Here is a 20,363-nt window from a genome sequence, read left to right as displayed (position 1 = left end):
TGTTGTATGTCAACGAAGACTATTGACAAAAAATGGAAATTCATATACTATCTTACTTATTGCGCATTGTATAAAATATACAAAAATGAGTTTTGGGGAGGACAGAAACTTGGAATGTAATTACGAAGAAGAAATTCTTCTTCTTTTAGATAAAGTGAAGTCTGACAGGATATTGGAAATTATTTATCATTTTTTAGCCGGAATAATTTTGCCTGGATAACGAAAAAAAACGTTGTTATTTTCAGAATATTAGGATATAATAAGGTAACAAATCAGTAGAAACTTTACTGGTGTAGAGAACTGATAAAGGAGAAGGTGAGAGAATGGCAGGAATACCAATATCGGTTTTGTGGCTTGCAGTTCTGGCGGTGCTTCTTGTAATTGAAATCGCCACACTGGGTCTGACGACTATCTGGTTTGCCGGAGGTGCACTGATTGCTTTTCTGGTTTCCCTGGCAGGAGGACCGCTGTGGCTGCAGATTACTCTTTTTCTGATAGTATCAGTGGTATTGCTGTTGTTTACAAGGCCACTGGCACTCAAGTACATGAATAAAGGGGTGGAAAAGACAAACGTGGACAGCATACCGGGGAAAAGCGGCATTGTAACCCAGGGCATTGACAATTTAAAAGCCATGGGAAGGGTGACCGTAAACGGTATGGAATGGACGGCAAGGTCCAAGGACGGCAGCCTGATTGAAGAAGGAAAGGTTGTCCGGGTTTATGGTGTGGAAGGTGTAAAACTTATTGTAGAGGAGGATAAATAGTATGTTTGGTATCGTAGTATTTGTGATTTTTATTGTCATTGTATTGATGATTGCAGCATCCTGTATCCGTATTGTTCCTCAGGCGCATGCGCTGATTGTGGAACGTCTTGGAATGTATAAGGACACCTGGGGTACGGGACTTCACATTAAAATGCCTTTTGTAGACCGTATTGCAAAACGGGTGAATTTAAAGGAACAGGTTGTGGATTTTGCGCCACAGCCGGTGATTACAAAGGATAATGTTACCATGCGAATTGACACGGTAGTGTTTTTCCAGATTACAGACCCAAGACTGTTTACTTACGGTGTGGAAAATCCTATTATGGCAATCGAGAATTTGACAGCAACTACTCTGCGTAATATCATCGGTGATATGGAACTGGATGCAACTCTTACATCCAGAGAAATTATCAATACCAAAATGCGCGCGTCTCTGGATGTGGCTACAGACCCATGGGGTATTAAGGTAAACCGTGTGGAATTAAAGAATATTATTCCTCCGGCTGCAATCCAGGAAGCCATGGAGAAACAGATGAAGGCGGAGCGTGAACGCCGTGAAGCCATTCTGAAAGCAGAAGGTGAGAAGAAATCCACCATTCTTGTGGCCGAAGGTAAGAAAGAATCTGCAATTCTGGACGCAGAAGCAGAAAAACAGGCTGCGATTCTTCGTGCTGAAGCAGAAAAAGAGAAGATGATTAAAGAGGCAGAAGGTCAGGCAGAAGCGATTTTGAAGGTGCAGCAGGCCAAGGCAGATGGTATCCGCTTTATTAAAGAGGCGGGAGCAGACCAGAGCGTATTGACGCTGAAAAGCCTGGAAGCCTTTGCGCAGGCCGCAGACGGCAAGGCAACAAAGATTATCATTCCTTCGGATATTCAGGGAATTGCAGGGCTTGCTACTTCTTTAGTGGAAGTTGCCAAGGACGCAAAAAAGGAATAATATAAAATCAGCGAGGGGGCTGCTGCAGAGATGCAACAGCCTTTTTCTGTATTTATGAAAACGGTGAGGTGAGGATATGGAAGCCAGAATAGACCTTACAAAAGAATATGGATTGGTGCTGGAGGGCGGAGGCGCCAAGGGTGCTTATCAGATCGGCGCCTGGAAAGCCTTAAAAGAGGCAGGAGTAAAGATTAAGGGAATTGCGGGAACCAGCGTAGGGGCTCTTAATGGTGCGCTTATCTGCATGGGAGACATAGAGACAGCGGAAAATCTGTGGAAAAACATTTCTTATTCCAAAATCATGTCTGTAGACGATGAGGTTGTGGAGAAGGTTTTTCAGCATAAGAAAATCAGCAGAGAGGAACTGCGGGGCATGACAGAGCGCCTTGCAGGAGGCGGACTGGACGTTACGCCTTTAAAAGAACTTATAGCGCAGAGTATAGATGAAGAAAAAATACAGAATTCTCCCATAGATTTATATGTGCTTACCTTCAGCGTGGATGAGTTCCGGGAGTTGGACATTGATATCAAAGAGGCGGAGCCGGAGCTGATTAAAGATTATCTTCTGGCCAGTGCCTATGTGTTTCCTATTTTTAAGAACGAAAAGCTGCACGGAAAGACTTATATAGACGGGGGCGCTATTAACAATGTGCCTCTGGGCTCTCTGATTCAGCGGGAATATAAGGATATCATTGTCATACGGATTTTTGGAATCGGGAGAGAGAAAAAGGTGAAAATTCCGGAAGATACCACGGTGTACACGGTAGCGCCGGGGGTAAATCTGGGAAATATTCTGGATTTTAATCCAAAGATGAGTAAACGAAATATGGAGCGCGGGTATTATGACACCATGCGTATGCTTTACGGACTGGCAGGAAAAATATATTATATTGATGAACAGGAAGAAGAGTGTTATTATTTAAAGCAACTGACAGAGTTGAGCGGTGACATTTATCTGTATCTGGCAGAGGAATTTAAGCTGGATACGGGAGAAAAGAGGAGACTACGGAATCTGACAGAGATTATTCTGCCGGTAATTGCAGAGGAGTTGAAGCTTCCCAAGGACTGGAGTTACAGGGAATTATATCTTTCCATGCTGGAAGCGGCGGCCAGGCTGTGCAGAATCCGCAAATATAAGATTTACACCTTAAAAGAACTGCAGGACAGGGTAAAAGAGAAACTGCAGAAGCTGAAAGGACAGGGAGCAGCGCCTTTTATGCAGATTGTATCCGGAGATACACTGTTGTAAAAGGTTTATGTTATAAAGAGAGAAATACAGGGAGGGACCTAAAATGGATTTAAAAGGACGCAACTTTTTGACACTGAAGGATTTTACAAAGGAAGAAATTGAGTATTTACTGGATTTGTCCGCGGATTTGAAGAAAAAGAAAAAAGAAGGTGTTCTTACAGATACGCTGAAAGGCAAGAACATTGCTTTGATTTTTGAGAAAAACAGTACAAGAACACGCTGTTCTTTTGAGACGGCAGCCCATGATTTGGGAATGGGCACTACATATTTGGACCCTAAAAGTTCCCAGATTGGAAAAAAGGAGAGCATTAAAGATACTGCCAGAGTTCTGGGCAGGATTTACGATGGAATTGAGTACAGAGGCTTTGGACAGGAAATCGTGGAGGAACTGGCAAAATATGCAGGTGTTCCGGTATGGAATGGGCTGACGAATGAATACCACCCTACACAGATGCTGGCAGACCTTTTGACCATTAAAGAGCACTTGGGCCGAGTGGAAGGTGTGAAGCTGGTGTATATGGGAGATGCCCGCTATAATATGGGAAATTCGCTGATGGTACTTTGTTCCAAAATGGGCATGCACTTTGTAGCCTGTGCGCCGAAAAAATATTTCCCTAATGAAAAACTGGTACAGGAATGCAGAGGATTTGCAGAGAAATCCGGCGGGACGATTACGCTTACCGAAGATGTGGAGGCAGGGACTAAGGACGCAGACGTTATCTGCACAGACGTATGGGTTTCCATGGGAGAACCGGATGAAGTGTGGGAAGAGCGTATTCGGGAGCTGACTCCTTATAAGGTGACAAAACAGGTTATGGAAAATGCAGGGGAACAGGCGATTTTCCTTCACTGTCTGCCTGCTTTTCATGATTTGGAAACCGTTATCGGAAAAGAAATGGGAGAGCGGTTTGGAATTACCGACATGGAAGTTACGGATGAAGTGTTTGAATCTCCTCAGTCTGTGGTCTTTGATGAGGCGGAAAACAGAATGCATACCATTAAGGCTGTTATGGCAGCCACTTTAGGAGCGTGAATGTCATGACACAGGAAAGCATGGAACGGGTGCTTCACACAGAGTGGATGGCAGAGAAAATTTTCTGGAGGAACAGTGTGGATTCTACGCTTACCTGGGCAAAGGAAGAGGCGGATTTCTGTCTTGGAGAAAATTTGAAGAGCGCCCTTTTCCTTGCCGATAAACAGACAGCAGGAAAAGGACGCCTTGGGCGGGTGTGGAATTCTCCGGCAGGTGAAAATGTCTATATGACGCTTTTGCTTTTGAAGCCGCCGGTAGAACCTGTGAAAGCCTCGTCCCTGACTCTGGTTATGGGACTTTCTGTAGCCCAGGCGGTCCGGGATATAACCGGGATTTCGGCGGGGATTAAATGGCCCAATGATGTTGTAGCAGCGGGAAAGAAAATCTGCGGGATTCTCACAGAGATGAAAATTCGGGGAGAGAAAGCGGAATATGTCAGCATTGGTGTGGGTATAAATATGAACCAGAGGGAATTTCCGGAAGAATTGCAGGATAAGGCCACATCGCTGGCTCTTGAGTTGGGATGTGAGGTTGTCCGGGAAGAAATTACGGCCGGAGTCGTGGAAAGATTTGAAAAAAACTATGAACTTTTTCTGGAAAAGCAGGATTTGCAGTCTTTAAGGGAAGAATATGAAAGGCTTCTGCTGAATAAAGACCGGCAGGTGCGGATACTGGAAAAAGAGAAAGAGAGCATAGGAATTGCCAGAGGTATTACGCCTGCGGGAGAACTTCTGGTGGAGGACGAAAATGGAGCAGTGCGGCAGGTACTCTCAGGAGAAGTTTCCGTGAGAGGGCTGTACAGCTATGTGTAAAGGGAGAATGAGATGTACAAGGATAAGGTAGTGCTGTGCGGCGCAAGCGCCTATGAACAGAAGTATTATTTTAATGAGGATTTTGCCTCACTTCCCCAGTCCATACAGGACGAACTGCATATTATGTGTGTACTGTATACAGAGGAAATCGGGGGGATTCTGACTTTGGAGTTTGACGAGGAGGGAAATCTGCAGTTTCAGGTGGAGTCCCTGGAAGCAGACGCCATGTTTGATGAAATCGGCAGTGTGCTGAAAATTAAGGATTTACAGAATAAGAAGAAAGAACTGCTGGAGTCTCTGGAATTATACTACAGGGTATTTTTCCTGGGAGAGGAGGTTGAGGAATAGGATATGCTGTTAGTAATTGATGTGGGAAATACGCATATTACGCTGGGTGTGTTTGATAAAAAAGAATTGCTGGGAACCTTCCGTATGACTACCAGGCAGAGCCGGACTTCTGATGAATACGGAATTCTCATGTGCAATATGCTGGAATACAGAGGGATTGCAAAGGACAAGATTGAGGACGTAATTATCAGTTCTGTAGTGCCGGATGTCATGCATTCCCTGACCAGCAGTGTGATTAAATACTTTGACCGGAAACCTTTAAATGTAGGGCCGGGATGTAAGACGGGAATCCGCATTACGGCCGTGAATCCCAAGGAAGTAGGGGCAGACCGGATTGTGGATGCAGTGGCGGCGTATGAAAGATACGGCGGTCCGGTGTTGGTGCTGGATTTCGGAACGGCCACAACCTATGATTTGATTGGTGAGGACGGCAGCTTTGAGGCGGGCATTACGTCTCCGGGTATTGAAATCAGTGCAAAAGCTTTATGGCAGGATGCGGCCAAGCTTCCTAAGATTGCCATTGAAAAGCCGAAATCCATTCTGGCAAAGGAAACAATCAGCAGTATGCAGGCAGGTCTGGTGTATGGCTATATTGGACAGGTGGAATATATTGTAAAAAAGGTAAAGGAAGAATCCGGGCTTGAAAATATGAAGGTAGTAGCCACAGGCGGTTTGGGAAAAATTATTGCAGACGAGACAGACTGTATTGATGTGTATGATTCTCAGCTTACTCTGGAAGGGCTGCGGATTATTTACGAAAAAACGAAGAAAAGCAGAGGTTAAGATGAAACTTAGGATAGGAAAGGTAACTCTTGAGAATAATCTGATACTGGCGCCCATGGCAGGAGTAACGGACCTGCCATTTCGTTTGCTGTGCAAGGAACAGGGTGCGGGGCTTATCTGTACGGAAATGGTCAGTGCAAAAGCCATACACTTTCAGAATAAAAATACAGAAAGCCTTATGGAGATTGAGGAGAGAGAAAGGCCGGTGTCTTTGCAGATATTTGGTTCAGAGCCGGATTTGATGGCAGAGATAGCCAAGCGGATTGAGCACCGAAATTTTGATATTCTGGACATTAACATGGGCTGCCCGGTGCCCAAGGTAGTAAACAACGGAGAGGGGTCGGCTCTGATGAAAAAACCGGAGTTGGTTCATGAAATTGTATACAAGGTATCCCACGCCATTGAGAAGCCTGTAACTGTAAAGATAAGAAAAGGTTTTACAGAGGATGCTGTCAATGCAGTGGAAATTGCGAAAATTGCAGAAGAGGCGGGAGCAGCCGCTGTTGCAGTACACGGCAGAACCAGGGAGCAATACTATGCAGGGCAGGCGGACTGGGATATTATCCGCCAGGTGAAGGAAGCAGTGTCCATTCCGGTCATTGGAAACGGAGATGTGGATTCTCCCCAAAAAGCGGAGGCTCTGGTGAGGGAGACAGGATGTGACGGTATTATGATAGGAAGGGCTGTACAGGGAAACCCCTGGCTGTTTTCCCGAATTCTCCATTATCAGGAGACGGGAGAGCTTCTGCCGCCGCCATCCATGGAAGAGGTAAAGGATATGATGCTGCGTCATGCAAAAATGCAGCTGGAATATAAAGGCGTTTATACCGGTATGCGGGAAATGCGCAAGCATGTGGCCTGGTACACTTCGGGAATGCCGCATTCTGCCTCTGTGCGCAGGCAGGTAAATGAAGTGGAAAGCTATGCACAGCTGGAGGAACTGGTGAGCCGGATGTAGAAGAATACTTTCAAAAATGGGGATTTTGCCAATTTTGCCCCTGATTTTAGGAAGAAAGGGCTATTTGGCTTGACATCTGCATATCTATTATTTATAATATTATGACTGTTAAGTAGCGGTATTTATGTGGACAGGGCTTTTTTTAATCCCTGGATTCCATTATGAATATATGAGAAAGGGTGTAGAATTAAAATGGAAGAAAAGAAAACAATACTGACGTATGCGGGACTGACAAAACTGGAAGAAGAATTACATGACTTAAAAGTCGTTCGGAGAAAAGAAGTAGCAGAAAAAATCAAAGAGGCAAGAGAACAGGGTGACTTATCTGAAAATGCAGAATACGATGCAGCAAAAGATGAGCAGAGAGATATTGAGGCCAGAATTGAAGAAATCGAAAAAATTCTGAAAAATGCCGAAGTTGTAGTAGAAGATGAAGTAGACCTGGACAAAATCAGTGTTGGCTGTAAAGTAAAGGTTTATGATGTGGAATTTGAGGAAGAAATTGAGTTTAAAATCGTAGGCTCTACAGAGGCCAACAGCCTGGAGGGTAAAATTTCCAATGAATCACCGGTTGGAAAGGCGCTTATCGGTGCAAGGAAAGGTGAAACCGTTTCCGTAGAAATGCCGGCAGGCACTATGGAATACAAGGTTCTTGAAATCGAAAGAAATATTTAAGGATACCAGACAAATAAACGTAAGGAGTGTGTACAAAGTGGCAGAACAGCAGAAGAAAGCACAGGAACAGGACTTGAACCAGTTATTAAAGGTACGCCGTGAGAAGCTGTCCCAGCTTCAGGAGGAAGGAAGAGACCCGTTCCAGATTACCAAGTATGATGTGACTCATCACAGTATGGAAGTGAAAAATGCCTTTGAAGAATTAGAAGGCAAGAGCGTTTCCCTGGCAGGACGTATGATGTCCAAGCGTGTTATGGGAAAAGCTTCTTTTTGCAGTATTCAGGATTTACAGGGTGCAATTCAGTCTTATGTAGCAAGAGATAATATAGGGGAAGATTCCTATAAAGACTTCAAAAAAATGGATATTGGTGACATTGTAGGCATTAAGGGTGAGGTGTTTAAGACAAAAACCGGTGAAATTTCCATCCATGCCACAGAAGTGACACTGCTTTCCAAGAGTTTAAATCCTCTTCCGGAAAAATTCCACGGCCTGACAAACACAGACCTGCGTTACCGTCAGAGATATGTGGATTTGATTATGAACGAAGATGTAAAGGAAACTTTTATCAAGCGTTCTAAAATCATTGCAAGTATTCGTCACTATTTAAACGGACAGGGATTCCTGGAAGTGGAAACTCCTATGCTGGTAGCCAATGCCGGCGGTGCGGCAGCGCGTCCTTTTGAAACACATTTCAATGCGTTGGATGAGGACTTTAAGCTGCGTATTTCTCTGGAACTGTATCTGAAGAGACTGATTGTAGGCGGTATGGAGCGAGTATACGAAATCGGACGTGTATTCCGTAACGAAGGTCTGGACACCAGACACAATCCGGAATTTACTTTAATGGAATTATATCAGGCTTACACGGATTACCACGGCATGATGGACTTGACGGAAAATCTGTACCGTCATGTGGCGCAGGAAGTTCTGGGCACAACAAAAATCAGCTACAATGGCGTGGAAATGGATTTAGGAAAGCCATTTGAACGTATCACTATGGTAGACGCGGTTAAGAAATATGCAGGTGTGGACTTTAACGAGATTCATACACTGAAAGAAGCCAGAGCTGTGGCAAAGGAACATCATGTAGAGTACGAAGAACGCCATAAAAAGGGCGATATTCTGTCTCTGTTCTTTGAAGAGTTTGCAGAAGAGCATTTGATTCAGCCAACCTTTGTTATGGACCACCCAATCGAGATTTCTCCGCTGACTAAGAAGAAACCGGAAAATCCGGAATATACAGAGAGATTTGAGTTCTTTATGAACGGCTGGGAAATGGCAAACGCTTACTCTGAACTCAATGACCCTATTGACCAGAGAGAGAGATTTAAAGCACAGGAAGAACTGTTGGCTCAGGGTGATGAAGAAGCCAATACCACAGATGAAGACTTTCTGCATGCACTGGAAATCGGTATGCCACCTACAGGCGGTATCGGCTTCGGTATCGACAGAATGGTTATGTTACTGACAGATTCTGCAGCAATTCGTGATGTTCTGGCCTTCCCGACAATGAAGTCCTTAGATGGTGTAAATAAGAAAAATGATGTAAATAATACAGCTTCTGAAGCACCTGAAAAAAATGTAAAAACTGAGTCTGAAAAGATTGATTTTTCTAAGGTAAAGGTAGAGCCTTTATTTGAGGAAATGGTAGACTTTGATACATTCAGCAAGTCAGATTTCCGTGCGGTAAAGGTTAAAGAGTGTGTTGCAGTACCGAAGTCAAAGAAACTGTTACAGTTTACTCTTGATGACGGAACAGGCACAGACAGAACCATTTTAAGCGGTATTCATAGCTTTTATGAGCCGGAAGAACTGGTTGGAAAGACTCTTATTGCTATCACAAATCTTCCACCGAGAGCTATGATGGGCATTGACTCTTGCGGTATGCTCCTCAGTGCTATTCATGAAGAAGAAGGCGAAGAAAAGCTTCATCTTCTGATGGTTGATGACCACATTCCAGCAGGTGCAAAGCTCTATTAAGATGATGTAAAGATGTACCGTTTTACCAAATAAACGGAACGTACTTCATTTGATAAAAAACTGAAAAAACAGCGATTTACATCAAACTTACATCATTTGATGCAGAAATCGGTGCAAGCAAGAAAAAATCGCATAATAAGCAGAATGAATGGGCAGTCCTTAATGGGATTGCCCATTTTTAGAAGAGAGAGAAATGTAAATCACCGATTAGGTTTTCATTGCAGTGGTTATGGAGAACAGTTATAATGGGGATAAAAGAAAACGACAAATTTGAAGTTATGGAGGAATGATAGTGAGTTATATTACAATGGAAATATGGACTGGAATATGGATATTAGTGAGATTATTTCCAATGGCACTTATTATTTTTGCAGGTGTTATGATTATCGAAGTGGGTATTGAATTTATCCAGAAGAAGAAAATTGAAGTTAAGATTTTAAATTGGTTATGTCAATTCTTATGGATTCTAATAGTTGTATCAATATTAAAAATTACAGGAATTATTGGTGGTAGTTTTGGAATATCCTCACCACTTGATAGTTATATTAGTTTTAAATTATTTGAGGATGGATTTAATGCGGCAACTATTTTGAATATATGTCTATTCATTCCATATGGATTTTTGCCAGTATTTATTTTTAAGAATATCCACAAGCATTGGTGGAATGGCGTTATACTTGGAGCAGTATTTTCGATTGGTATAGAATTTTTGCAAACATTTATTGGAAGGTTTGCACAGTTAGATGATGTGATTATGAATACTTGTGGGACTCTCGTTGGATTTTTGATAGGATGCTTGTTACTTCGTATAACCACAAGGAAAAAATAAATTTCAGTCTGTAGGGATGAAAATTTGAATTCGTAGGAGGTATCGAAAAATGAATAGGAAAACTTTATTCTGTTTTCTGACAGCTTTGATAATGATTTTTGTTCTTGCCGGCTGTAGTGGAAAGAATAGTGGTGGGAATATTGACAATGTTCAAATTCCTGATTGGAAACCATCGGAAATATATTCAGACAGTGATATTGAGGCGGCTTTCCAAACAGTAAAAGACTATTTCGGCAACGAATTTGACGGCTGCACACTGACAAAACTGTCCTATCCCGGAGATACATACGCCGATGAATTTGATGAATGGGCTGAACAATATGACGCGGATGAAGCAATCGTAATATTATCATCTTTCGATGTAGACTCATCAGGCGGGGATGGTTCGCTTAATCCGGATTCAACATATGATGATTGGAAATGGATTCTAATTAGGAATGACAGTGGGAATTGGGAACATGTTGACCACGGGTATTAAAGCGACAAATTTCAGTTTGATTAACTCCCTTTGAGAGAGGAATACCCTTTCTCAAAGGGCTTTTTTAATTTATCCGCATATTCGCAAACTTGGGGCAAGTACCTTTTCTTCATATAATAAAGCCAAAGGAAGGAGAGGATTTGATATGAGTAACAGCTTAGCGGCAGTACATCCGGAATTGGTTGCCGAGTGGTCGGAAAAGAATTTGCCACTGACACCGGACAGCATAACTTTCGGCTCGAATAAAAAGGTATGGTGGAAAGGTGCTTGCGGTCACGAATGGCAGACAAGCGTTAAGGCTCGTTCCAATGGAGAAAAATGCCCGATATGTTCCGGTGCAAGAGTGATTGCAGGCATTAACGATTTGGCGACATTAGAGCCGCTACTGGAAAAGCAGTGGTCGAAAAAGAATAAGATAAAACCGACAGAGGTTTCTATTGGTTCTCATAAGAAAGTGATTTGGAGATGTGAGAAAGGACACGAGTGGGAAGTTGCCGTTAAGAGCAGAACAATAAATAAAACAGGTTGCCCGTATTGCTCCCATAATAAAGTGTTGGCAGGATTTAATGACCTTGCAACACTTCTGCCGGATATAGCAGCCGAGTGGTCGGACAGAAATTATCCGTTACTTCCAACTCAGGTTACGGTCTTTGCCAATCGTAAGGCTTGGTGGAAGTGTAAGGATTGCGGCAGAGAGTGGAACACCCTTATTTCTACCCGTTCCGGTGGGAGCAAATGCCCGTATTGCAGTGGGTACATATTCCTGAAAGGGTTTAACGATTTGCAGACAACACACCCTGAAATTGCGTCTGAGTGGTCGGAGAAGAACTTGTCATTGAAGCCTGATGAAGTAAATGCAAAGTCGAGGAAAAATGTTTGGTGGAGATGCAGTAAATGCGGTAACGAGTGGAAATCAGTTATCAATGCCCGTGTGAAAGGTACGGTATGCCCTGTTTGTGCGGAGAGAGAAGTCCTTGCCGGATATAATGATTTGGCGACAACAGATAGTCAGCTTCTTAGCGAATGGGATTATGAAAAGAATAAATGGAAGCCGACAGAAGTATCACGAAATTCTGCAAAGAGAGCGTGGTGGAAGTGCAGGCACGGTCATTCATGGAGTATGAAGATAAATGAAAGAACGATATTGAATAAAGGCTGTCGAATTTGTGAGCAGGAGTATTTATCTTTATTTCCTGCTTTGGCTGTCAGTTATTATTCTAATAGGAAGGGCTTGAAAGCAGAACTTGGTTCTGACCGATTGCTTGGAGTTCCGCTTGAAACATACATAGCTTCAGAAAAGTTGGCTATTGAGTCAGGAAGTGCTGATGAGAATATAGAAATAATGAAAGCATATATGTGTAAGCAACGAGGAATAAGGCTGATTAAGCTGCCGATGAAAGGTACTGAACTGGATTATGCTGACAGCTTAAAGAAAGCTTTTCAGAGTGTACATATATTTATTTCTTCTGATACTGAGGAAGATGTGGAGATAATCAAAAATACATTTGAAAGATGGAGGGAGAGCCAATGAGAGAGAAAACCTATCATATATACTTAAATGAAGAAGAACGAAGCCGAGTGATACAATCGCTCATCGAACTGAAGAACAATTTAGCAGCCCAGGGACGATACACCGACGCAGTAGATGATGTCCTTTGTAAAGTGCTTGGAGCAAAGAAAAAGAAATTGAAAATTGAATACATTTAGAACGTTGATTTGTCGTCTGTTTCATAACCGGAGCAGGCGGCTTTTTTTGTTTCAAAAATTTTTTGAAATATTTTCGGAAAAGCGGCGATTTTGGGTGTGCATTTCATACCCCTTTGTCCAAATGAGTGAAGGGGTTCATTCCGGATAGCAAAAACGGAAGCCTTTTCGCTTGAAAATTGAATAAGTCATTCACTAAGACTTTATTTCTGATGATAGCCACTTTAGCAGGTACGCCGTAATTTCTCTTTTTCAGAATAGCGAGAACTCCGGCTATGAGTATCAGGTTGCCCCTGATATGGCGAGGACAGTCAGAATGATAATGATACTTCTCTACGGAGCTGGCGGAGTACCCGGCAGAGGTTAGAACCCTATGATACAGATAAGCAGTCTGTTCCTTAGTGACTTCCCGTGAGCGTTTTGCTTGGCAAGGGGTGTTGAGAACAAATATTGCTATGACCGATTAGGAAATGAGTCGGTCAGGTACATAGCCATAATGCGGTGGCTATGAATTTTCAGAAAGGAGGGCAAAAAGAAGTGTCAAACTGCAAAACGATTTCCGTATGTAACCAGAAAGGCGGAGTCGGAAAGACCACCACAACAGTTAATCTCGGAGTCGGGCTTGCAATGCAGGGCAAGAAAGTATTGCTCATAGACGCAGACCCGCAGGGAGATTTAACGACTTGTCTTGGTTGGCAGGATACAGATGGCTTGGGTATCACGCTTGCAACGAAACTCACAGATGTAATCAATGAAACGATGACAGACCCTATGGTTGGTATCCTGCACCACGAAGAAGGTGTTGACCTTGTTCCGGCAAACCTTGAGCTTTCAGCAATGGAATTTAACCTTGTGAACGCAATGAGCAGAGAAACTACCCTCAAGAATTATCTGAGTCAAGTGAAGAACAGATATGATTATGTAATTATAGACTGTATGCCTTCACTTGGTATGGTTACTCTCAATGCTTTATCAGCGGCAGACAGTGTTATCATTCCGGTTCAGGCTCAGTATTTGCCTGCAAAGGGTATGACACAGCTTGTGCAGACCATTTCAAAAGTAAAGAAGTATATCAATCCGGATATTAAGATAGACGGTATGCTACTTACTTTGGTGGATAGCCGAACAAACCTTGCAAAGAGTACGGTGGAAGCACTCAGGGCAAACTTCGGTAATCAGATAAGAATGTATCGAACACAAATCCCAATTGCTGTAAAAGCCGCAGAAACTTCTTCTAAAGGCAAAAGCATTTATGCTTATGAGCCAAACAGCACAGTGTCTAAGGCATACGCTGAATTTACAAAGGAGGTGTTAGCCGATGGCAGGAAGAAAGAGCGACTTCACTCTCACGAAGCTCGATGATTTATTTACCACTCAGGCACAGAGAGATGAAGAACAGCTTTCAAAAATCCGAGATATTCCGTTGGAGCTGATTGATGATTTCCCAGACCACCCGTTTAAGGTCAGGGACGATGAAGATATGATGCAGCTTGTGGAGAGTGTCAAGGAAAGAGGGGTTATTACTCCGGCAACGGTAAGGCAGAAAGAGGACGGCAGATATGAACTTGTTTCAGGACACAGACGAAAGCGAGCGTGTGAACTGGCAGGATTTGAAACACTGAGAAGCGAGATTGTAGACCTGAACAGAGATGAAGCGACCATTTTAATGGTTGAGAGTAATTTTCAGAGGTCAGAGATATTGCCAAGTGAAAAAGCCTTTGCCTATAAAATGCGTTTGGAAGCAATGAAAAGACAAGCAGGCAGACCGAGCAAAGAAAATGGAGTCCCAGTGGGACACAATTCTATTGTGGGTAAATCAAGAGAGATTTTAGCTTCTGAGAGTCAGGACAGTAACACACAAATACAGCGATATGTCCGCCTGACAAACCTTGTTCCTGAACTGCTTGAATTTGTTGATGAGGGGCGTATTAAAATGCGTCCTGCCGTGGAACTTTCCTATCTTGATGAAGATTGCCAGCGTGATGTGGTTGATGAAATCGACCTGAATGACGCAACTCCGTCACACGACCAGACAATCCGTATGCGAAAGTTATTCAACGAGGGCAACCTTACAACAGAAGCAATCCACGCTGTTATGTCTGAGGAAAAACCGAACCAAAAGGAAAAAATCGTGTTGAGGGGCGACAGAGTAAGACAGCTTATCCCGAAAAACATTCCCGTCAGCCAGACGGAGGATTTTGTCTGCAAAGCATTGGAGCATTACAACAAGTTTTTGCGTAATCGTGCAGAGCGTGACAGCAGATAGCCTGATTTACAGTTCCCCTTTCTCACACTCTAACCCCTTAGTTATACTTTTACCTACCGAAAATGATATATACTATCTCACTTGAATATAACTATCTCAAAGTATATGTCTATCTCTAAGGGGAAATCGTACAGTATGAACGGACTGGAGGTGTATGGTAAAATGAAAAATTAACGAAAAATCCGCATTTGTTTTTCGGCAGGTAAATTCTGCCGTAAGAGAAAATCCACAAAGGCACATCGTAGAGATACGGTGTGTTTTCAATTTTTACAGGAGGAAACGCAATGATAAAGTCAAAATTCAAAAGAGTCACGTCGCTTTTCTTGGCGACCCTTATGTGTGTGACCACTTTTGCAGGCATTGGCTCGACAACAGCATATGCTGCTTCGGGAGAAAAAGCCGATGTTTATATGGTCGATTTCCCTCGTGATGGCGATGCTAATTACGATGGGGTATGGGGACACAGTAATTTGACCTTGAAAAATGGTTGGCATACCGGACGTTCCAATTTTACCAATCTTAAGGCTATTGGTTCATACTCAGGCAATGTTGCATATTGTATTGAGCCGGGAATTTCGCTCAAGGTCGGTCAAACAATGAATAAGTATGACGAAAATTATTTTAATAACCTTGCAGCCAATGGGGTTATTTCCGGAGATGAAATACGTCTTTTCGTTGGTCGTATTTTACAGTATGGCTATCGTGGGGCAATCTCGACATCTTGGAGGTCACAGAATGAAGCGGCAGCAAACAGCATCGCACAGGCTTATGCTACACAGCTTCTTATCTGGGAAACTGTTATCGGAGAGCGTGATGCGAACTTCAATCATGTAGCAGCCAGTGGTTGCAGCAATGTGAAAGATGTCATCAATGCAAAGCATCCGCTCCGCAATAAGATTTTCAGTTATTACAACAGTATGGTGCAGAGTGTACAGAACCATGCGACCATACCGAGTTTTTGTAATAAATCATCCGGTTCGGCAAAGACAATAGAGCTTGAATGGAACGGAAGTAAGTACACAACTACTCTGACAGATTCCAATAATGTGCTGTCCAAATATAATTTCAAGGCAAGTATCAGTGGAGTAAGTTTTTCAGTGAATGGTAACAAACTTACGGTTTCTATGGATACTGCACCGAGTAAGGAATTTACGATTACCGCAACGAAGAAAAATGCAGTCCGCAGAGGTGTGGTTGTATGGTCAGAGGGCAAACACGGTCAGAACTCCAGTGTGCAGGATGTTGTCAGCTATGCTCAGGAAGTAAGCGACAGTATCAACGGTTATGTGAAGATGAAAGTCAGCTATGGTTCTTGTCAGATTGTAAAGACCAGTGAGGACGGCAAGGTTGACGGTATCAACTTCACGATTACCGGAAACGGTATCAATCAGACAGTTACAACAGCTAATGGCGGTAAGTTCCAGATTGATAATCTTATGCCGGGTATCTATACTGTAACCGAGCAGGCATACGATAAGTACGAGCCGCAGGAAACACATAGAGTTACTGTTGTGGCAGGACAGGTTGCAAAGGTCAATTTTAATAACAAATTGAAGCGTGGCGACCTTCAGGTAGTGAAGTCCTCAGAAGATAACCTTGTTGAAGGTGTGAAGTTCCATCTTTTTGGTACTTCTCTTTCCGGCGATGCTGTTGACCAGTATGCAGTTACAGACAAAGACGGTGTGGCAACTTTCAAAGATGTGCTTATCAGTGGTTCTGAACCATATATCCTTGAAGAAGTAGACACAGCTATCCGTTATGTTGTGCCAAAAAATCAGATTGCACCAGTGAAGTGGAAAGAAGTAACCACAAGAAACTTCAATAACATTTTGAAGAAATTTACTGTAACAGTAACCAAGAGCGATGCTGAGAAAGGCGAAGCACAGGGCAATGCCAAACTTTCGGGAGCAGTTTACGGTATCTATAAGGGAGAAACGCTTGTAGATAAGTATGTTACTGATGAAAATGGTCAGTTCACTACTAAAGAATATGTTTGTGATACCGACTGGACAATCCGAGAAATTACACCGTCAGAGGGATATTTGCTTGATAAGACTATCCATGAAGTGGGTGCAGACCCGAAACTTTATGAGGTAGAACACAACCTTACTTCCAATGATGTAACCGAGCAGGTAATCAAAGGTAACGTGGCTATCATTAAACACACTGATGATGGAGAAACAAAGATTGAAACTCCTGAAAAGGGTGCTTCCTTTGAGATTTATTTGAAATCTGCCGGAAGCTATGACGCAGCAAATAAAGATGAGAGAGATACTATCGTTTGCGATGAAAATGGCTTCGGTCAGACAAAAGATATGCCGTATGGTATTTATACCGTACACCAGACTTCCGGTTGGGAAGGTCGTGAGATGATGGACGATTTTGATGTGTTCATTTCACAGAACGCACAGACTTATCGTTATCTCATCAATAACCGTAACTTTGAGAGCTTTGTCAATGTAGTCAAGGTGGACGCAGAAAGCGGAAAGAGTATTCCGTATGCAGGAGCAGGATTTAAGATTTACGACCCGCAGGGCAATCAGGTCAAAATGACCTTTACTTATCCGACACCGACCACGATTGATGTGTTCTATACCGACGCAAATGGTTCTCTTGTAACACCTGAGAAACTGGATTACGGCAAGGGATATTCCATCGTAGAGGTACAAGCTCCATACGGATATGTGCTTGATGATACTCCGGTATATTTTGATATTACTGAAGAAAATTCCACAGAGGAAGGCGGCGTAACTGTTGTGAAAGTCAATAAGCCGAATATGGCACAGAAAGGTACTATCACGGTTGAAAAGACCGGAGAAGTATTTAGTGGTGTCAATGTAAGCGGTTCTGAGGACAGTGATGTTATCTATCAGCCTGTTTATGAAGTGGCAGGACTTGAGGGTGCAGTTTATGAAGTTCGTGCTGCGGAAGATATTAGCACACCGGACGGTACGCTCCGCTATTCAAAGGGCAAAGTGGTAGATACTATCACAACGAGTTCCGATGGATTTGTTAAGAGCAAAGAACTTTATCTCGGAAAATACGAGGTCAAGGAAATTACCGCACCTGATGGAATGGTAGTGAGTGGCGAAACACATACGGTTGAGCTTACTTATGCAGGTCAGAATATCTCTGTTACCGAAACTTCCACATCGTTCTATAACGAAAGACAGAAAGTGCAGGTAAGCCTTGCAAAAGTCATTGAAAAGGATAAGACATTTGGTATTGGCGACAACGGAGAAATCAAAAACATCAGCTTTGGTCTTTATGCCGCAGAAGATATTGTATCTGCAAGCGGTACAGTTATTCCGGCTGATGGACTGATTGAGATTATCAGCGTAAATGAAAATGGAACTGCTGTTATGAAGTCAGACCTTCCGTTTGGCAAATACTATGTCAAAGAGATTGCAACCGATGAGCATTATATTCTCTCTGATACGAAGTATCCGGTTGTGTTTGAATACGCAGGTCAGGATACCGCAACGGTTGAAATTAAAGTAAATGACGGAAAAGAAATCAAGAATGAACTTATCTATGGTTCTGTATCAGGTAAGAAGATTGACGAGAATGGAGAAGCACTTGAGGGTGCTGTTATCGGTATCTTCAAAGCCGAAGAAACAGAATTTACAAAGGATACTGCACTTATGACGACTACCTCTGCAAAAGACGGTAGTTTTTCTTTTGAAAAAGTACCTTATGGCAAATGGATTGTAAGAGAAATCGAGCAGCCAAAGGGATTTGTTCTTGATGAAAAAGCGTATGAGGTCAATATTAGCAAAGCCGAGCAGGTAGTTGAAATTGAGATTGTCAATGAGTATGTTCACGGCAATATCAGACTCACGAAGGTGGACGCTGAATATCCGGATAACAAGCTTACGGGTGCAACCTTTGAGGTATATAAGGACACCAATGAGAACGGAAAGATTGATGATGGAGATGAACTTATCGGAAATCTTGAAGAAACTGAAACCGGAATTTATGAGATGAAAGAACTGCTTTACGGAAAATATATTGTCCGTGAAACAAAAGCACCGGAGGGCTTCCTGCTTGATAAGGGAGAACACTCTGTTTTCATTGAGAAAGACGAAACAACTTATTCCGTTGAGAATAAGGCAGGTGTCGGATTTATCAATGAAGCTATGCGTGGAACACTGAAAATCGTTAAGACATCTTCAGACGGTAAGGTCAAAGGTTTTGCGTTCAGAGTAACCGGAGCAAACGGCTATGATATGACATTTGAAACAGATAAGAACGGCGAAATTGTGATTGAGGGACTTCGTATTGGCGAATATACCGTATCCGAAGTGGCAAACAATGCCTCTGCCGCATATATCACACCTGCCGACCAGAATGTTACTATCAAACTTGATGAAACAGCCGTTGTAAAAATGCACAATGAGTTGAGGGATACTCCGAAAACAGGAGATGATACCAATATGAAACTTTGGTATGTCCTTGCCGGACTTTCTGCTGTCGGTATCGCCGTAACTTCTGTTGTTGCACACAAAAAGAAGAAAAAGGAGGGTAACGAGTAATGGAAGCAAAGACAATTATCGCTATCGCATTAGTCGCCGTTATTGTCGGCGGCTTTATCTTTCTTCAGGTTAAAAACCGTAAGAAGTAAGTAACAAGCGAACATTAACCAGTCGGGGCAGAGCGTAAAAAACTCTGTCCCTTTAATTTTTGGAGGAACATTATGAAACAACAGAAAACGGTGGAGAGCCGAGTGCTTGAAATCTTAAAGGAATGCCCGATGTCGAGGTATGATGATATGCTTCTCATTCTGCATTATTACAATCGGTACGGATATATACCAGCCGGAAATCTTCCGCTTGAGGATATTGTATTTAATTACCGAGCATACGGACTTCCTTGTTTTGAAACCATACGCAGGGCAAGGCAGAGAGTACAGTCCCTTTTTCCTGAGTATTCACGTAATCCGCAGAAAGAAGAACAGAGCGGCAGTATTTCTATTGTAATCAACATTAGCTAAGGAGGTATTTTCGTGAAAGACAAAGCAACTTTTCAGAATAAGGTCAAGGTGCTGAATAAACTCTTTGACTCCGGTTGTGATACGGAGAAAAAGTTGCAGCAGCTTGATATGGAAGCAATCCTGAAAATCCCGAATATCACGATTCCTGATATGGGTGTGATTATGGAGCTTCAGAAGAATACAAAGTCCGGTAAACTCTTTTCGTATTTGGGCGGCGGTTCTGATGAAGCAACAAAAATGAGAGGTAAGGAAAATGAAGCAACAGGAGAATAGAGCAGAGCCGCAGGAAAAGCAAATTCGATTTATAGACAGTCATTACAATTTGAAATTCTATATTCCCGATGGAGGGAAAATCAGAATTACTTTTCGTGATGGACACACAGCAGACAAAGTATGCAAGTATATTGATGACTACCATTTGTATGTCGGAAATTGCTGCTATCATATATGCGAGTTTGCTGAAAAAATGGAGCTTAGTGGAAGTAAAGTTGAACCTGTCAATCAATCCGAACCGTCAAAAAACAAGACCAGAAACAGAGAAAAACAGCGATAA

The 20,363-nt window shown here is 42.7% G+C and carries 20 protein-coding genes; all 20 read left to right on the top strand.

What is annotated here, in order from left to right; translation table 11 throughout:
- Nucleotides 1-323: 323 nt before the first annotated feature.
- Nucleotides 324-764: an NfeD family protein gene (locus tag WKT17_RS06755; RefSeq protein WP_173749259.1), complete on the top strand. Its 441-nt coding sequence runs from the start codon at nucleotides 324-326 to the stop codon at nucleotides 762-764.
- A gap of 1 nt (nucleotide 765) precedes the next feature.
- The gene (locus WKT17_RS06750) at nucleotides 766-1,701 is read left to right on the top strand and encodes an SPFH domain-containing protein (RefSeq protein WP_173749260.1); all 936 of its coding nucleotides are present in this window, start codon (nucleotides 766-768) and stop codon (nucleotides 1,699-1,701) included.
- A 76-nt stretch (nucleotides 1,702-1,777) separates the two neighbouring features.
- Complete coding sequence (locus tag WKT17_RS06745; RefSeq protein ID WP_291681136.1) at nucleotides 1,778-2,950, top strand: patatin-like phospholipase family protein; 1,173 nt, start codon at nucleotides 1,778-1,780, stop codon at nucleotides 2,948-2,950.
- Nucleotides 2,951-2,993: 43 nt separating this feature from the next.
- Complete coding sequence (gene argF, locus WKT17_RS06740; protein WP_173749262.1) at nucleotides 2,994-3,983, top strand: ornithine carbamoyltransferase; 990 nt, start codon at nucleotides 2,994-2,996, stop codon at nucleotides 3,981-3,983.
- A gap of 5 nt (nucleotides 3,984-3,988) precedes the next feature.
- Nucleotides 3,989-4,795 carry a biotin--[acetyl-CoA-carboxylase] ligase gene (locus WKT17_RS06735; protein ID WP_226853575.1) on the top strand — a complete coding sequence of 269 codons (807 nt, stop codon included), beginning with the start codon at nucleotides 3,989-3,991 and terminating at the stop codon, nucleotides 4,793-4,795.
- 12 nt (nucleotides 4,796-4,807) lie between these two features.
- Nucleotides 4,808-5,143 carry a DUF6145 family protein gene (locus WKT17_RS06730; protein ID WP_173749263.1) on the top strand — a complete coding sequence of 112 codons (336 nt, stop codon included), beginning with the start codon at nucleotides 4,808-4,810 and terminating at the stop codon, nucleotides 5,141-5,143.
- Nucleotides 5,144-5,146: 3 nt separating this feature from the next.
- The gene (locus WKT17_RS06725; RefSeq protein ID WP_173749264.1) at nucleotides 5,147-5,926 is read left to right on the top strand and encodes a type III pantothenate kinase; all 780 of its coding nucleotides are present in this window, start codon (nucleotides 5,147-5,149) and stop codon (nucleotides 5,924-5,926) included.
- 1 nt (nucleotide 5,927) lies between these two features.
- A complete protein-coding gene (dusB, locus tag WKT17_RS06720) occupies nucleotides 5,928-6,884 on the top strand; it encodes a tRNA dihydrouridine synthase DusB (RefSeq protein WP_173749265.1) in 957 nt (318 codons plus the stop codon).
- 192 nt (nucleotides 6,885-7,076) lie between these two features.
- Entirely contained in the window at nucleotides 7,077-7,559 is a 483-nt protein-coding gene (gene greA, locus WKT17_RS06715; RefSeq protein WP_173749266.1) for a transcription elongation factor GreA, read from the top strand.
- Between the two features lie 37 nt (nucleotides 7,560-7,596).
- Nucleotides 7,597-9,540, top strand: a complete 1,944-nt coding sequence (gene lysS / locus WKT17_RS06710; RefSeq protein ID WP_340272048.1) for a lysine--tRNA ligase — start codon at nucleotides 7,597-7,599, stop codon at nucleotides 9,538-9,540.
- Nucleotides 9,541-9,832: 292 nt separating this feature from the next.
- Nucleotides 9,833-10,369 carry a VanZ family protein gene (locus WKT17_RS06705; protein ID WP_049946793.1) on the top strand — a complete coding sequence of 179 codons (537 nt, stop codon included), beginning with the start codon at nucleotides 9,833-9,835 and terminating at the stop codon, nucleotides 10,367-10,369.
- Nucleotides 10,370-10,418: 49 nt separating this feature from the next.
- Nucleotides 10,419-10,847, top strand: coding sequence for a hypothetical protein (locus WKT17_RS06700; RefSeq protein WP_055291182.1), 429 nt, complete (start codon nucleotides 10,419-10,421; stop codon nucleotides 10,845-10,847).
- A 145-nt stretch (nucleotides 10,848-10,992) separates the two neighbouring features.
- Nucleotides 10,993-12,378, top strand: coding sequence for a zinc-ribbon domain-containing protein (locus tag WKT17_RS06695; protein WP_117525932.1), 1,386 nt, complete (start codon nucleotides 10,993-10,995; stop codon nucleotides 12,376-12,378).
- A complete protein-coding gene (locus tag WKT17_RS06690; RefSeq protein WP_087203436.1) occupies nucleotides 12,375-12,554 on the top strand; it encodes a hypothetical protein in 180 nt (59 codons plus the stop codon). The genes WKT17_RS06695 and WKT17_RS06690 overlap by 4 nt, the downstream gene beginning before the upstream one ends.
- Before the next feature lie 534 nt (nucleotides 12,555-13,088).
- Nucleotides 13,089-13,913 carry a ParA family protein gene (locus tag WKT17_RS06685; RefSeq protein ID WP_054754259.1) on the top strand — a complete coding sequence of 275 codons (825 nt, stop codon included), beginning with the start codon at nucleotides 13,089-13,091 and terminating at the stop codon, nucleotides 13,911-13,913.
- On the top strand, nucleotides 13,870-14,817 hold the full coding sequence (locus WKT17_RS06680; RefSeq protein WP_055215103.1) for a ParB/RepB/Spo0J family partition protein: 948 nt from the start codon (nucleotides 13,870-13,872) through the stop codon (nucleotides 14,815-14,817). The genes WKT17_RS06685 and WKT17_RS06680 overlap by 44 nt, the downstream gene beginning before the upstream one ends.
- Nucleotides 14,818-15,101: 284 nt before the next feature.
- On the top strand, nucleotides 15,102-19,352 hold the full coding sequence (locus WKT17_RS06675; protein WP_340272024.1) for a SpaA isopeptide-forming pilin-related protein: 4,251 nt from the start codon (nucleotides 15,102-15,104) through the stop codon (nucleotides 19,350-19,352).
- Between the two features lie 161 nt (nucleotides 19,353-19,513).
- Entirely contained in the window at nucleotides 19,514-19,810 is a 297-nt protein-coding gene (locus tag WKT17_RS06670; protein ID WP_055062735.1) for a hypothetical protein, read from the top strand.
- A 12-nt stretch (nucleotides 19,811-19,822) separates the two neighbouring features.
- Nucleotides 19,823-20,083 carry a hypothetical protein gene (locus WKT17_RS06665; RefSeq protein WP_023920501.1) on the top strand — a complete coding sequence of 87 codons (261 nt, stop codon included), beginning with the start codon at nucleotides 19,823-19,825 and terminating at the stop codon, nucleotides 20,081-20,083.
- Nucleotides 20,064-20,363 carry a hypothetical protein gene (locus WKT17_RS06660; RefSeq protein WP_023920502.1) on the top strand — a complete coding sequence of 100 codons (300 nt, stop codon included), beginning with the start codon at nucleotides 20,064-20,066 and terminating at the stop codon, nucleotides 20,361-20,363. The genes WKT17_RS06665 and WKT17_RS06660 overlap by 20 nt, the downstream gene beginning before the upstream one ends.

The sequence above is a fragment of the Blautia sp. HCN-20427 genome, from assembly GCF_037890365.1.
Taxonomy (GTDB): domain Bacteria; phylum Bacillota; class Clostridia; order Lachnospirales; family Lachnospiraceae; genus Blautia.
Note: the sequence above shows the minus strand (reverse complement) of the source record. Positions and strands in the feature narration are given on the sequence as shown.